Origin of the sequence: Paraburkholderia antibiotica (assembly GCF_012927125.1) — a bacterium.
Lineage (GTDB): Bacteria > Pseudomonadota > Gammaproteobacteria > Burkholderiales > Burkholderiaceae > Paraburkholderia > Paraburkholderia antibiotica.
Genome location: NZ_JABBFZ010000027.1, coordinates 19712 through 31785, shown reverse-complemented (window position 1 = coordinate 31785; position 12074 = coordinate 19712). Strand labels below are relative to the sequence as shown.

The 12074-nt window shown below is 56.6% G+C and carries 20 protein-coding genes and 1 tRNA gene; 19 read left to right on the top strand and 2 right to left on the bottom strand.

Annotated elements, in window-relative coordinates:
* Positions 1-29: 29 nt before the first annotated feature.
* Together HHL14_RS29315 and HHL14_RS29310 are read right to left on the bottom strand one after the other, a co-directional pair.
* Entirely contained in the window at positions 30-395 is a 366-nt protein-coding gene (locus HHL14_RS29315) for a hypothetical protein (RefSeq protein ID WP_169501098.1), read from the bottom strand.
* Positions 396-644: 249 nt separating this feature from the next.
* Positions 645-836: a helix-turn-helix domain-containing protein gene (locus tag HHL14_RS29310; RefSeq protein WP_169501097.1), complete on the bottom strand. Its 192-nt coding sequence runs from the start codon at positions 834-836 to the stop codon at positions 645-647.
* Positions 837-923: 87 nt separating this feature from the next.
* On the opposite strand from HHL14_RS29310, the gene HHL14_RS29305 reads away from it, so the two are divergent.
* From HHL14_RS29305 to HHL14_RS29220, 19 genes are all read left to right on the top strand, one after another.
* Positions 924-1460 carry a helix-turn-helix domain-containing protein gene (locus tag HHL14_RS29305; RefSeq protein ID WP_169501096.1) on the top strand — a complete coding sequence of 179 codons (537 nt, stop codon included), beginning with the start codon at positions 924-926 and terminating at the stop codon, positions 1458-1460.
* Positions 1461-1556: 96 nt separating this feature from the next.
* Positions 1557-2114 carry a hypothetical protein gene (locus HHL14_RS29300; protein WP_169501095.1) on the top strand — a complete coding sequence of 186 codons (558 nt, stop codon included), beginning with the start codon at positions 1557-1559 and terminating at the stop codon, positions 2112-2114.
* A gap of 836 nt (positions 2115-2950) precedes the next feature.
* Positions 2951-3895: a LysR family transcriptional regulator gene (locus HHL14_RS29295; protein WP_169501094.1), complete on the top strand. Its 945-nt coding sequence runs from the start codon at positions 2951-2953 to the stop codon at positions 3893-3895.
* Between the two features lie 256 nt (positions 3896-4151).
* Complete coding sequence (locus tag HHL14_RS29290; protein ID WP_169501093.1) at positions 4152-4355, top strand: hypothetical protein; 204 nt, start codon at positions 4152-4154, stop codon at positions 4353-4355.
* 67 nt (positions 4356-4422) lie between these two features.
* Complete coding sequence (locus HHL14_RS29285; RefSeq protein ID WP_169501092.1) at positions 4423-4572, top strand: hypothetical protein; 150 nt, start codon at positions 4423-4425, stop codon at positions 4570-4572.
* Positions 4573-5454: 882 nt separating this feature from the next.
* Positions 5455-5550, top strand: a tRNA-OTHER gene (locus HHL14_RS29280).
* A gap of 546 nt (positions 5551-6096) precedes the next feature.
* Complete coding sequence (locus tag HHL14_RS33405; RefSeq protein ID WP_230413255.1) at positions 6097-6732, top strand: hypothetical protein; 636 nt, start codon at positions 6097-6099, stop codon at positions 6730-6732.
* Between the two features lie 174 nt (positions 6733-6906).
* Complete coding sequence (locus tag HHL14_RS29265) at positions 6907-7245, top strand: hypothetical protein (protein ID WP_169501090.1); 339 nt, start codon at positions 6907-6909, stop codon at positions 7243-7245.
* 1 nt (position 7246) lies between these two features.
* Positions 7247-7390: a hypothetical protein gene (locus tag HHL14_RS29260; RefSeq protein ID WP_169501089.1), complete on the top strand. Its 144-nt coding sequence runs from the start codon at positions 7247-7249 to the stop codon at positions 7388-7390.
* Positions 7387-7509 carry a hypothetical protein gene (locus HHL14_RS33655; RefSeq protein WP_268966659.1) on the top strand — a complete coding sequence of 41 codons (123 nt, stop codon included), beginning with the start codon at positions 7387-7389 and terminating at the stop codon, positions 7507-7509. The genes HHL14_RS29260 and HHL14_RS33655 overlap by 4 nt, the downstream gene beginning before the upstream one ends.
* Before the next feature lie 7 nt (positions 7510-7516).
* On the top strand, positions 7517-7645 hold the full coding sequence (locus HHL14_RS33650; RefSeq protein ID WP_268966658.1) for a hypothetical protein: 129 nt from the start codon (positions 7517-7519) through the stop codon (positions 7643-7645).
* Positions 7646-7659: 14 nt separating this feature from the next.
* Complete coding sequence (locus HHL14_RS29255; RefSeq protein WP_169501088.1) at positions 7660-7923, top strand: hypothetical protein; 264 nt, start codon at positions 7660-7662, stop codon at positions 7921-7923.
* A gap of 287 nt (positions 7924-8210) precedes the next feature.
* Positions 8211-8402, top strand: coding sequence for a hypothetical protein (locus tag HHL14_RS29250; protein ID WP_169501087.1), 192 nt, complete (start codon positions 8211-8213; stop codon positions 8400-8402).
* The gene (locus HHL14_RS29245) at positions 8402-8698 is read left to right on the top strand and encodes a hypothetical protein (protein WP_169501086.1); all 297 of its coding nucleotides are present in this window, start codon (positions 8402-8404) and stop codon (positions 8696-8698) included. The genes HHL14_RS29250 and HHL14_RS29245 overlap by 1 nt, the downstream gene beginning before the upstream one ends.
* A complete protein-coding gene (locus HHL14_RS29240) occupies positions 8695-8883 on the top strand; it encodes a hypothetical protein (RefSeq protein ID WP_169501085.1) in 189 nt (62 codons plus the stop codon). Before HHL14_RS29245 ends, HHL14_RS29240 begins: the two co-directional genes overlap by 4 nt.
* 118 nt (positions 8884-9001) lie before the next feature.
* Positions 9002-9268: a hypothetical protein gene (locus HHL14_RS29235; protein ID WP_169501084.1), complete on the top strand. Its 267-nt coding sequence runs from the start codon at positions 9002-9004 to the stop codon at positions 9266-9268.
* A complete protein-coding gene (locus tag HHL14_RS29230; RefSeq protein ID WP_169501083.1) occupies positions 9265-10452 on the top strand; it encodes a hypothetical protein in 1188 nt (395 codons plus the stop codon). Before HHL14_RS29235 ends, HHL14_RS29230 begins: the two co-directional genes overlap by 4 nt.
* A complete protein-coding gene (locus HHL14_RS29225; protein WP_169501082.1) occupies positions 10449-11354 on the top strand; it encodes a hypothetical protein in 906 nt (301 codons plus the stop codon). The genes HHL14_RS29230 and HHL14_RS29225 overlap by 4 nt, the downstream gene beginning before the upstream one ends.
* Positions 11351-12004: a lambda exonuclease family protein gene (locus tag HHL14_RS29220; protein WP_169501081.1), complete on the top strand. Its 654-nt coding sequence runs from the start codon at positions 11351-11353 to the stop codon at positions 12002-12004. The genes HHL14_RS29225 and HHL14_RS29220 overlap by 4 nt, the downstream gene beginning before the upstream one ends.
* Positions 12005-12074 lie beyond the last annotated feature (70 nt).

Genomic DNA, 12074 nt, shown 5'->3' with positions numbered 1-12074 from the left:
GACAAGGGAGCAGCAGAAGAAAAAGGCCCTCATGCCGCCTTCCCCATAGCCTTCTGGATGTATTCCCCGACAATCTGGGCGCTCTGGGCCTTGTAATTTTCCAGGTCGCGCCGATCCTGAATTTCGATCCATTGCCGCGGGTAGTCGCAGGCAGACAGCATGCAAAACCGGGACAACTTGACCGCGGGAAATGGTCGACGACCGGCTATCAGATCCCCGAAGTGGGGGTAGTGAATCCCGCATTGCTTGGCGAGCGTCTTCCGATCAAAACGTTTGAGGCCAAGCTCTAGCGCGAGCGAAAGCGTGCCCTCAAACGTCATCGCTTCAATTTGCGATTCAGGCAGGCGTGCCGGCTCCTGATACATCGCAAACATTCGCATCTCAATCTGTTCCACCAAAACCTCTCGTAGATAAATTCAATCGGACCCCAGATGCGTCCCAACTTGATTACCCAGTTGCGACGCACCGCAAAATAAGGACTCCGAAGAGCCCTGTGTGAAACGATGAAACCGGAACCGCTACACAGCTACCTTCAACAAATCGCGCCTTCTAGCGACTCTGCTCCTTGCGATGCAATCGCCAAAAGTGGAGGATGGTCAGGATTGTTTTCATCCGTCCCAGCCCACGGAGAGAGTGGTGAGCATTTACGCCTCCTTGGCTTGAGCAATATCGCAGCAGACTTGCCGCCATACCTGCTGAAGCCTGCTGACTGTTTCGTAGGAGACGCGTTTGCCACGTTTCCCTGTATGTAGGCTGGAAACCGTCGACTGATCGACACCGGATCGGCGTTCGATCTCCTTCTGGGTCAGGCCGGCTTTCATCAGGTCGGCAATCATCGATTGAGCATTCATGGCTCAAGGATATTGCATTTGTACTTACATGGCAAGTACCAAACTACTCATGCAAAATATTACGATTGCAATATGAATACATTTGGCGAACGGGTCCGAGCTGAAAGAGAGCGCCTACATATGGCGCAAGCCGACCTATCCAAGGCGGCCGGGATTTCGCAATCTACGATCGCGCAGATTGAGGGTGGTCGAAACAAGGGGTCGAAACATATCTTGGCGCTCGCGAGAGCGCTTGGAGTTGCGCCTGAGTGGCTGGAAACCGGGGCGAACCACCGAGTTGTGCTTAATTTGGAGAAGGTGGGCGATCAGCCCGAGGACGAGGCGCCTTCTGCGTCCGTCGATTCGACTTCGGATGATCGTGGCATGGCGCGGATTCGCTCAGCCCTCCGCGGCCGCACCCCGGAGGAAGTTGACCGGATCGCGGACGCGCTGGAGGTATTGCTGAGCGGCGGCAGTGCGCCTGGTCGCCAGTTGAGCACGGCTGAGAAACTGGACGCCGCCACCGAGATGTTGAAGCCACAGGGAAGAGATAGGGTGCCAAGCGGGGAGATCGCCGATGCGGGTCACGCTGCTTCGCCCAAGCCGCACCGGAAGACATCCCATAAATAATGGGGAGCGATCATTGTCTGATTGAGGTGCTGGCTTTGTCAGAAGAGCGGGGAGCCGCACGTACCGGTGTGCAGCCCTCTGAATTTTCAGGCTACAATGGCAATCAAACTACTGGGTGCAGGTTTTTCGGTAACCCTAATTCGCCGCTCGTCGAGTGGCACGGAGAAAGCAATGGTACGCACTGAGGTACAGCGCCTGCGCTCCTTCGGGCAAGTTGTAGAGTATCAAGCATCGCGCAGCGTAGATTTTCTCAAGCAAATCGATGACACGATCTATGCTTGTTGCGTTGAGCGTGATCTGCTGCACGACCTGGCAGGCAAGGCGCAGGAGCTTGTTCAGGCTCTCCATAGAGCAACAAAAGCGGTTGATCCGGATGGTAAGGCGCTTGAAGGATTGGAAGCTGCTCGAGACGCACTTGCCACCGCTTACGCTCAACATCAGTCGAGGCGCAATTCCGCCGCCGCTGATCCGGCACTTCGGGAAGACGATGGCGTCGTTGAGGCCTTTGATAATCTGCTCGATGCCATGGCTGCCGCGCATAATGCGATGAACGACCTATGCTGGGCGCTTGGCGAGCACGATGCTGATTTTGATGAAGTCCTGAATGGAGAGTTTGGATCAGCCGAGGAAATGATCGCTGCGCTGAGGGGATGAGCAGGTGATCACTACGCTGCGCCGAAAGAAGCGCTTCCAGAGGGAATATGACAATTTGCCCTCGCAGCAGTTAAAAGGCGAAGTCGACGCAGCGCTTGTGGATCTACTGCGGAATCCTATACCGCCAACACGACGATTCCATTCGCTTAGCGGCCATAAAAACCCCAAGATCTATACGATCGACGCGACGTCGAATAAAGCATACAAAATCTCTCTGGAACTTGATGGCGGATGCGCAACATTACGTCGAATAGCAACCCACAAAGAGATTGACCGGATGCCCTAGCCCCGCCCCCAGCGGGGCTTTTTCATTTCAATACGACACGCCACCAGTCCTCTATCCGATACGCGTCAGGATCTCGAGTAGTATCGCCTGCCTGTACACAAGATCGGCAAGTTCTTCCAGCATGGCCCGCTGTGACTTCTGTTCATTGCAAACTTTGACTATTGCACCTCCCTTCGAGGCATCCCGGCGTCTGCATTGATCCTGAAAGTTGATGACGTTGGTCGTGTCGTTCGTATTGGTCTGATAAGACGTATTCACTTATGGTCCCCGCAAATTCTTTTTTGTCGCTCACGCATCGGCCTACATGTAGCAATGACCGACATTTACGCCCCTTTGGCCACATTCTCGATTGACCGGGATTCTCAATTCAACCCTACGAAGTACAATGCAATTAGCATAAGTGTCATTCTTCCCCGAACTTCGACGCAGATTTGTATGAGGGCCGGCAGGTCAAACATTACTCTGGCGCGAAGTTGCTGAGAAGGTCAGGTGGCGCCTGACGCCAGCAGGCAGTACCTGACACGAGAGTTGTCACTGACGGAAAGGCCGCATGAAACTGCATCACCTGCGCGCGCTCGTAGCCGTTGCCGATGAAGGCAGCATGCGTGGAGCTGCTAGATCACTTGATCTGACGGTTGCGTCGATCGGAGCGAGCATTCGTCAATTCGAGGCTGAGACGGAGCTGTGCCTGATTCAGCGCACGTCCCGTGGCGCAATGCTGACCGAGGCCGCGCGCACCCTGTTGCCGCACGCCCGGATAGTCATCGCGCAATTGAAGCATGCTCAGGAGGATGTGGATGCGATGCGCGGCACGGCGAGCGGGTGGCTATCGTTCGGTGTAACGCCGTGGGTCGCCCAGGCATTTCTCCCGCAGGCAATCGTACGGTTTCAAGCGAAATACCCCGATATTCATTTTCAGATTTTCGAGGGGCATCCCGCGATCGTTAATCCGCGTCTACGCGACGGGACAATCAGTTTTATCATTGGCCGGCGTGCCCCGAATATCGCTGGCTCGGAAATCAGTTTTCGCCCGGTCTGCCTTTGTGGCTACGGGATCGTCGCCCGCCTTGGGCACCCGGGAGCGGACGGCCGCTCGCTTGCAGATCTATGTGATTTCGATTTTCTTTTATGCACCGATCCGGATGTGCAGGGCCAGTTGCCCATTTTTGTGCGTAATAATTTGCCCATGCCAAAGGCAATACACTACGTCCATTCGATTTCGGTCGTCGTTTATATGCTGCAGCGAAGTAATATGCTTAGCATTTTCCCGTGGCCGCTTATCGAAATCGAAGCAAAGCATAAAAATCTGTGTGCCATATCGGTTCGCGAGCAGATCGATGAGCAGGAGATCGGCATTGTCACGCGCGCGGGACATCCGCTCGGTGTGGCAGCATCGTTCTTCATCGATTGTCTGGTCGACGCGATTCATGAGACTGTCGAGAAAGGCTCCAGCGAGACCAGGCGTCTAATGCAGGCCGTTGATTTGCTTCTTTAGGCCAAGGCTGTTACCACAACAGCTATCCGTCCACGCGTAATGGCCGCCCGGCCCACTTAAGCACAGCAACACAACTAGCCCGCCCGAGCGGGCTTTTTTGCGTCTGCGCTCGTCGCGACGTCTCGAGCGCGCAGATCGCTGTTACAAATTAAATTGCAAATGTACTTGAATCGACTAAGTACATTTGCAATAATTCACCTCAAGCAAGCAGCACACCGCAGCACTACCAACGCAGCACGAACCGAGGGGATGAGAGATGCAACTCAAGAGCCAAGAGCATTACGAGCTAATCGCGAACTTCGATCGCGCGTTCAAGGGATGTCGCTTGGACAAAGAGCCGAAAGACTTGTGGCTCAAGGGCATTGTGTATCAGGACGGTCACGTCAATGCGTTGTTCGATGCTTTCCGCAAAGGCTACGCACTGCATAAGTCCATCGCTAATCTCGAAACAGCCCAATAGGTCGAAACCGCTCCGGCGGTCTGAGCGTAAAGCGCTCACTGACGAGACCGTGAAAAAGGAGTCTGAAATGTTGGATGTGACGATGGAAGAAGTGAAAGCCGCCATGAAGTGGTTTAAAGCGCTCTCGGCAGACCAGAAGCTTCACTGCCGAAAGAGCATCGCAGGGCCTGACGCTATCTCTATAGCGCGGTATTGGAAGGCAAATATCAAGAAGTAACTGTTCGTAGCGAGAAGCGCCAGATCGCTTCTCAGTGCGAATAGCACCGCAGTAGAGGACCACAGGCGCATGGCGTCGCCTGGTGGGGCAAATGTTCTTTAACAAATTGAGGACCGAATGTTTAAGACACGCTTGAGCGTCGCGAATGTTAATGCGCGATTGAAGCAGGTTGAAGGGACGCACCTAGTGGAATTCATCGGGTTCGTGCAGGTAGACCCGGAAAGAGACAAGAGGAACCCGAGCGGCGAATTTCTCTGCGCATGCGGGAATAAAACGGTGAAACAGGTCGGTAACACGCTCTCCGGTATGTCTCGATCGTGTGGATGCATTGGCCGAGGCACCGTAAAGCACGGGCCAATAGCCTCACCGGAAGAACGGAAGGCGCGAGTCAAATTGCGGAACCGGTATGTGATGATGATCCGCAGATGCAACGACCCGCAAGCGATCGGCTACGAGCACTACGGTGGCCGCGGAATCAAGGTGTGCGACCGATGGATGGAGTCACTGGATAACTTCATAGCAGATATGGGTTATCCAGAACACGAGAAACTCACGATTGAGCGAATCGACAACGACGGCGACTATTGTCCCGGGAATTGCAAATGGGCAACGTACGCTGAGCAAGCCTTAAACAAACGTCCTCGATCCATAGCGCACGACACGTAAGGCCGGGGTGACCGGAGATATCTGTCGAGCCGTTGTCCTCATGGTGGACGCGAGAAAGCAGAGTATCGCAACCATTCCCTTCGGGGCTCGGAACAAAGCAACCGCTCGAGTAAAAAGCGGAGCGCCCGCAGCAGTCATCGGAACAGGATTCGGGTGGCTGTTGCGGAAGGCGTGCGGGGAAGGGAGACAGACCGGAGCCCCACGTGAGCAGTTTTTGGGAATGTGGCTGAGTGGTTTAAAGCAGCCTGATTGAGTTCAGGTGGTGAGGGGCAAGTCCCCAAGACCCCGTACGTTCGAATCGTACCGTTCCCGCCTAGCAGTTTTTCGTGAATGGCGTTGTGCGGCGTGGAGTCATAGCACTGTGAAGCGCCGAGTTGGTTGGCGGGACGGAACCCGTTATTACTGGCGAAGAGGTCGCGGGAGCGCCTTGGCCGCAGCGTCATTCACGAAGCACTGAAGTTTTTGCAGTACGTACCGGCGTGATCCGGCTTTGTTGGCGAATCCGGGCTGGCCATGAACGACCCGGCATCAACTCAAGGAGATTGATATGCGAAGTTGCCGATCCTTTCTGAGCGAGATCACGATCTAAGTCGGCGCGCTACTGCCAGTGAGTGCACGTAGCGGCAGGCGTCTGGCGGGAAGCTGGTCGCCAAAATGACAGCCGGAAAGACGGCCCTCAGCAGTTTTGAGGTGTGGAGGTTGGCGCCGATCATCGAAATGGATCGGCTAAGTGGGGCGAGTACCACCGGCCAGCTTTCACGCCTGAACACTGTTTCGAGTCCCCTTGCCGTTGCCGGTTCGATGAGCTGGTAGCGGTTAGGTGATTCTTCATAACTTAGTATTCCTACAGAGGTGAATATGAAAATCACGAAGGAATTTCTGAAAGAAAAGCATCCGTGTGCGGAGGGCTATGAATGGTATTTGAGAAATTTTCCAGAAGGCGGAGAGTATCAGGAAATTCTCGACGCACTATGCGATGACGATCGATTCGATGACGCGTACTGGCTGCTGAACGCATTCGGGAAAACCGATGACGTTCTCGACGTGGAGAGGCTGGAGAAGAGGCACTTCGTGTTTGCCGGATCGATCCGCGTTTCTGGCTCGATCACCATCGAATTTTCGTTGCGGGCTGGCGGGGGCATCGAGGCTGGCGGGGGCATCGAGGCTGGCGGGGGCATCGAGGCTGGCGGGGGCATCGAGGCTGGCCGGGGCATCGAGGCTGGCGGGGGCATCGAGGCTGGCGGGGGCATCGAGGCTGGCGGGGGCATCGAGGCTGGCGGGGGCATCGAGGCTGGCGGGGGCATCGAGGCTGGCGAGGGCATCGAGGCTGGCCGGGGCATCGAGGCTGGCGAGAATTATGGCGTTTTCGCTGCACTTCGTTTGCGCCTACCCAAATGGTCTGTCTATGGGCGAGTTATCGCGAAGACTAAACCCGCCAATCTGATGACCGGATTTTGGGTCGAAGTGCAATTCGAAGAAAAGGATGCTGCCTGACCGCCACCCAGGATAGGAGTGAATCATGTTCTACAGCGAATTCGGGTTTCGGTCCTACGCGCCGAGAATATCCAACTACTTCCTGACGTTTGCCAGGCATTTCGACGTCTATTCCAATTCGCGGCTGGTTCAGTCGGTGGACTACGGCCAGATCGCGTGGTGCTAGGAGAAAAGATGAAGCCGTTTGACCTTGACGCTGCAAAGCGCGGCGAACCCATCCAGGCGCGCATTGATGGTGAATGGAACAACGTGAAGTTCGTCGGCCTCGGCTGGGCAGACGCGGTGATTGTCGATCACGTCAGCCTAGGGATGCTTCGCTACTCGGGGGACCTTAGCGATTGGCTCCGAATGGCGCCGAAGAAGCGGACGGTGTACGTAAACCTGTATCCAGAGCACGCCACAATAATTGCTGGCGGCTATCGCGCAGTGTGGCATGACACGCTTCATGAAGCCCAATTCAGGAGTTTGATCGGCGCTCTTGCCGTCGCTGTTCCGATCGAAATCGAGGAATGAAATGAACATCGACATCCAATATGTCTGGGCCGGGATCATCGGCTACGCCGCTTTGTCGTTGCTGGCGATGGCATTTATTCGCGGCGCCGATGAACGACGCGATGCGCGGCGGAATGGATCAACAAGGGTGGAGGTGGGAGCGTGAAGAAGCAGCGCGGATTTACGTCAGTTGAACTTACTGCCATCTTGCTCACGTTATTTATGCTGGGCGGGATCGGCTTCGGAATTTTTGTGCTCTCGCATTTCGTCGCTAAATTCTGGTGAGGCCGACATGAGCGAAGAAACCGAACAATGGCTCGAATTCTCGCTCGCATGGGTTGACGAGCAGATGGCGGCGGATCGGGCAAAGGATGAGGCGGCGTGGCTCCGCTTCCGTCGCGAGCTGTTGCCGACCGACTGACTACAGAGGTACACATGAAGAAATCAATTCTCATCGCATCGTTGATCGCCGCGTCGGCCCTGCAGGGTTGTACGGATGCGGACAAGGCGCAGATAGGCGGGTTTGGCGCGAAATTCGAAATCACACTCTATGCGGCCAACGGCTCAGTGATCAAGCAATGGCGCTCGAATGGCAAGGTTCAGACCGAAAGCCACAGCGACGGCTGGTACTTCATGGACGCAGCAACCGGAAAACTTGTTCGCGTGAGTGGGACGGTTGTAGTTGACCAACTCGACTGATTCAGGATCAAGCCACGGCGGCTGTTTCATTCTCTAGATTGCCGAGGTCCGTGGGATTCGGGCCGAGAACTCAACGCGACACCTGCCGGGCCTGTAGTGGGCGAAAGGAGTGGTGCGACATCCGGAGAGACGGACCCAGCGAAAGCTCATGGGTGAACGAGTGAATCGGATGCAAGCGCCGATGACAGCCGGGAAAGACCGGCCCCCTGACGCGTGGCATCGCGAGCCGTAGCCAGTCGCCAGGGTGCACGTCTTAATGAATAGCAGTCCTACATATAGAGACCATCATGAGCTACCGAAGCCTGCGGAAGTTTAAGCAAGCCCAGCGAGAGGCGGAGTATCGGCAGGACAACCTTCTGGACGCGCATCTCGATCCGGAACCGCCGATCACGGAAAAGGAATTGGCGGAGATCGCTTCGGACAAGCACTTCGAGCGTGTCGATTATCCGCGCACTAATCGGCAGTGGGGGACATGGTGATGAGCAAGATCAAGCATACGACAGCGCCTTGGCATGTCGGCAGCCCGGACAAGTTCATCGTACGCGGTCCGAACGGATATCCAGTTTGTGACGTGACTTTCAGCGACGACTTTCCTGGGATAAGCGAAGCCAATTCCCGCCTGATCTCCGCCGCGCCCGAGCTGCTCGAAGCGCTCCAAGGCATGGTTGATATATGGATCACAACTTGTACGACAAACGGATGGGATCCGGCTCATTTGAGCCAGTACCAGTCGGCGTTGAGCGCAATCGCAAAAGTTACAGGCAGCCAGATATGAGCACCATCCACGAAGTCCACGACGGCTGCACGACGCTGATCTCCGACATTGGCCGGGATCGCCTCGCCACCGAGCAGCGCATGAACCGCACCACCGGCATCCATACCGCAATCTTCGCCGGTTCGGCTATCGGCATGGTTGTGACTTTCGCGGCACTGGTGATTAAACAGTTGATGGGAGCCTGACCATGTTCTCAAGAGACATTCGGAATTTTCAGTACCGCACATCGCGATCGATCAATGATGCATTCGGACCTTACGCGAAGTTGCACGTCGAGCGCCGAAGCTGTGCGAAGGAATGGGTTTGGGCGATCGGCTGCGGTATCGCGATCGGCTGCGTCTGGTGGATCGCGGTGGCGATTCGGGCGGGGGCGGCATGACACAGCACTACGACAACGCCCTGCATGTCATGGAAGTGGAGGGCGGCTCATTCATTAAAGCGCTCGCTCATTGCTATCTGATGGCCGATTCGATCAACCGAACAAAGTTGCGCAAAACGTTCGCCGGGTATTTCGAAGTGTATGAGGCGAGGTTTGAGGCATGGAAAGAACAACAGAGGAAAGCAGCATGAGCGAGAGCAAAGAATTGACGGTGCCGCAGCGTGCAGCTGTCGCGCTGGAATCAGCCCGGCACGAACAGGAATTGATCGCGCTGGCGAAGAAGTACTCGGACATTACCGAGATCCGCAACCCGGCAGGTCGCGAGCAGACGCACGGCGCCATGATGGAACTGGCAAACCGACGCATCGCGATCACGAAAGCAGGCAAGGAAGCCCGCGACGATGCCACGAAGTTTTCGAAGGCTGTTATCGAAGAAGAAAAGCGGCTGGTTGCGCTGATCGAGCCGGAAGAAGGGCGGCTGCGCACGCTGCGGGATGAATGGGACGCCGAGCGCGAACGCGAGAAAGCAGCGAAGGCCGCCGCCGAGAAAGCGCGCGTTGATGCTATCCGTCAGCGCATCACCGACATGCAAGCAATTCCGTCACTGCTGGTCGGCAAGTCGGCCGAGACGATCGCGGCGGCGATTGACAGTCTGGAGGTCGTGCAGATCACGCTGGAAAGCCACCAGGAATTCGCGGGGGAAGCGGAGATTGTTAAGGCCGTAGTTATCGCCAAGCTCGGCGAAATGCTGGCCTGTCAGCAGGCACATGAAGTCGAGCAGACGCGCATCGCTGCGGAACGTGCCCAGCTCGAACGCGAACGCGCCGAAGCAGCCGAGCGGGAGCGCATCGCTGCGGCAGCGCGGGCTGAGGAAGAGCGTAAAGCCCGCGAAGCACGTCAGGCAGAGGAAGCACGTCTGCGGGCCGAACGCGAAGCCCACGAAGCAGAGTTGCGCCGGCAGCGCGAGGTGGAGGAAGCGAAGTTGGCCGAGCAGCGCGCCGAGATCGCCCGTCAGCAGGCAGCAATCGACGCCGAGCGCCAACGTCAGGCCGACGAAGCCGCCCGGGTCGAACGTGAGAAGCAGGCAGCGATTGCAGCCGAGGCTGCGCGTGTTGCAGAGGAAGAGCGGCGCAAGCGGGAAGCCGAGGAAGCGGCGGCACGTGCCGAAGCCGAACGAATCCGCGCCGAACAGGACGCGGCGATTGCCGAGCAGCAGCGCCGTGAACGCGTGGAATTCGAGAAGCATGGCCCGGGCGACGATCAAATTCTGGTCACTGTGGCGACGCAGTTCGACGTCGACGCTGATGTTGCACTGGGCTGGCTCGCCAAGTTCAACGTAGCGGCGCTGATCAATAAATTGGAGAAGGCAGCGTGAACGAAATAATCGAAATGCCGCGACGAGAGACGGCCGGCATCGTATCGAGCGAGGTGCATCAGTTTTCCGCCGTCGAGATCCGACAGCGCGTGAATTTGGTGCAGGAGGTAATGCGCTCGATCATGAAGAGCGACACGCACTACGGCGTCATCCCAGGCACTAAGAAGCCGTCGCTGTACAAGCCGGGCGCGGAGGTACTATGCGTCACTTTCCGGATCGCCGACAAGTACGAGATAGAAGACCTGACGGTCGACGGCATGGCCCGCTACCGGGTTCGTTGCATCGGAGTTCACCAAGTGACCGGTGTCGTGCTGGGCGAAGGGCTCGGCGAATGTTCATCACACGAGGAAAAGTACAAGTGGCGACGCGCGATCTGCGCAGAGGAATTCGAAGTGACGCCGGAAAACCTGCGTCGCCTGAAATTCTCCAAGTGGCAAAACAAGGTCGAGAAGCAACAGCAGATCCGCACCGAGTCGGCCGATCAGGCGAACACCATCCTGAAAATGGCATGCAAGCGCGCGAAGATCGCCATGACTCTGAATGTGACTGGCGCGTCGGACATCTTCACGCAGGACATCGAAGATGTGCCGGAAGAGTTGCGAGCTCACGATGAGCCGGGTGAGCCGGTGTTGAGTGCGCTTGCCCTGAAGTGGGTAACGGCAGCAAACGCCGCCAAGACTGCCGACGAACTCGCGAAGGTATGGAAAGAGGGTGTCCGTGAGATCAACGCCGCCAAGGACGTGTCCGCGTCGAACTCGTTCAAGGCGGCAGTTGAGGCGCGTGGACCAGTTCTCAAGGCTCAGACAGCGCAAACGGCAGAGCGTCAACACGGTTCCGATGACGCCGAACTCAAAGCCGATTTTCAACGCCAGATGGCAGCGGAACAGGGGGCACAGGAATGATTGTCGTAAATTGCAAACAGGGCACGCCCCTCTGGTTGGAATCCCGCTGCGGCGCTATCACCGCATCATGCTTTGCTGATGCCATTTCCGTGCTGCAACGGAAATCCGGCAACAAGAATCCGGGCGACCCGACGGGCGCATCCGACAAATACGCACTGGACATTGCGATTGAGCGCGTAAGCGGCAAACCCTACGGTGAACCTGTCAAAGCATGGACGCTTGACCGCGGACATGAAATGGAAGGGTTCGCGAGGATGGGCTATGAGGCCCGCACCGGCAACCTGGCCAGTGAATCGGGTGTGATCCTGACAGACGACCGCAAGTTCGGGTATTCGTCTGATGGCCTGGTGGGTGATGACGGCCTGATCGAGATCAAGTGTCCGGTCGATAGCGTGAAAATCATGGACATGCTCACGACGCACGATATCTCAGAGTACGAATGCCAGTTACAGGGCGGACTTTGGATTACAGGACGGAAGTGGATCGATTTCATCCAGTACGTGCCAGCGCTTGAGCCGGTCGGCAAGGATCTGTTCTACAAGCGCATCTATCGTGACGACAACTTCATTGACGAAATGGTCGAGATGCTTGTCGCATTCGAAAGACGTGTGACCGCTTTCGAACAAATGCTCCGCCAGCAAGCCGCCTGAACCCTCCACGCACCGCTCGCCACGCAAGATGAAGCCTTCACGGCGCGAATCTCTTGCGCGAGTGGCGTAG

Bases quoted from the DNA above. Each gene is read 5' to 3' on its own strand.
- HHL14_RS29310 (WP_169501097.1), bottom strand. From the start codon at position 836: ATGATTGCCGACCTGATGAAAGCCGGCCTGACCCAGAAGGAGATCGAA.
- HHL14_RS29305 (WP_169501096.1), top strand. From the start codon at position 924: ATGAATACATTTGGCGAACGGGTCCGAGCTGAAAGAGAGCGCCTACAT.
- HHL14_RS29300 (WP_169501095.1), top strand. From the start codon at position 1,557: ATGGCAATCAAACTACTGGGTGCAGGTTTTTCGGTAACCCTAATTCGC.
- HHL14_RS29295 (WP_169501094.1), top strand. From the start codon at position 2,951: ATGAAACTGCATCACCTGCGCGCGCTCGTAGCCGTTGCCGATGAAGGC.
- HHL14_RS29290 (WP_169501093.1), top strand. From the start codon at position 4,152: ATGCAACTCAAGAGCCAAGAGCATTACGAGCTAATCGCGAACTTCGAT.
- HHL14_RS29285 (WP_169501092.1), top strand. From the start codon at position 4,423: ATGTTGGATGTGACGATGGAAGAAGTGAAAGCCGCCATGAAGTGGTTT.
- HHL14_RS33405 (WP_230413255.1), top strand. From the start codon at position 6,097: ATGAAAATCACGAAGGAATTTCTGAAAGAAAAGCATCCGTGTGCGGAG.
- HHL14_RS29265 (WP_169501090.1), top strand. From the start codon at position 6,907: ATGAAGCCGTTTGACCTTGACGCTGCAAAGCGCGGCGAACCCATCCAG.
- HHL14_RS29260 (WP_169501089.1), top strand. From the start codon at position 7,247: ATGAACATCGACATCCAATATGTCTGGGCCGGGATCATCGGCTACGCC.
- HHL14_RS33650 (WP_268966658.1), top strand. From the start codon at position 7,517: ATGAGCGAAGAAACCGAACAATGGCTCGAATTCTCGCTCGCATGGGTT.
- HHL14_RS29255 (WP_169501088.1), top strand. From the start codon at position 7,660: ATGAAGAAATCAATTCTCATCGCATCGTTGATCGCCGCGTCGGCCCTG.
- HHL14_RS29250 (WP_169501087.1), top strand. From the start codon at position 8,211: ATGAGCTACCGAAGCCTGCGGAAGTTTAAGCAAGCCCAGCGAGAGGCG.
- HHL14_RS29245 (WP_169501086.1), top strand. From the start codon at position 8,402: ATGAGCAAGATCAAGCATACGACAGCGCCTTGGCATGTCGGCAGCCCG.
- HHL14_RS29240 (WP_169501085.1), top strand. From the start codon at position 8,695: ATGAGCACCATCCACGAAGTCCACGACGGCTGCACGACGCTGATCTCC.
- HHL14_RS29230 (WP_169501083.1), top strand. From the start codon at position 9,265: ATGAGCGAGAGCAAAGAATTGACGGTGCCGCAGCGTGCAGCTGTCGCG.
- HHL14_RS29220 (WP_169501081.1), top strand. From the start codon at position 11,351: ATGATTGTCGTAAATTGCAAACAGGGCACGCCCCTCTGGTTGGAATCC.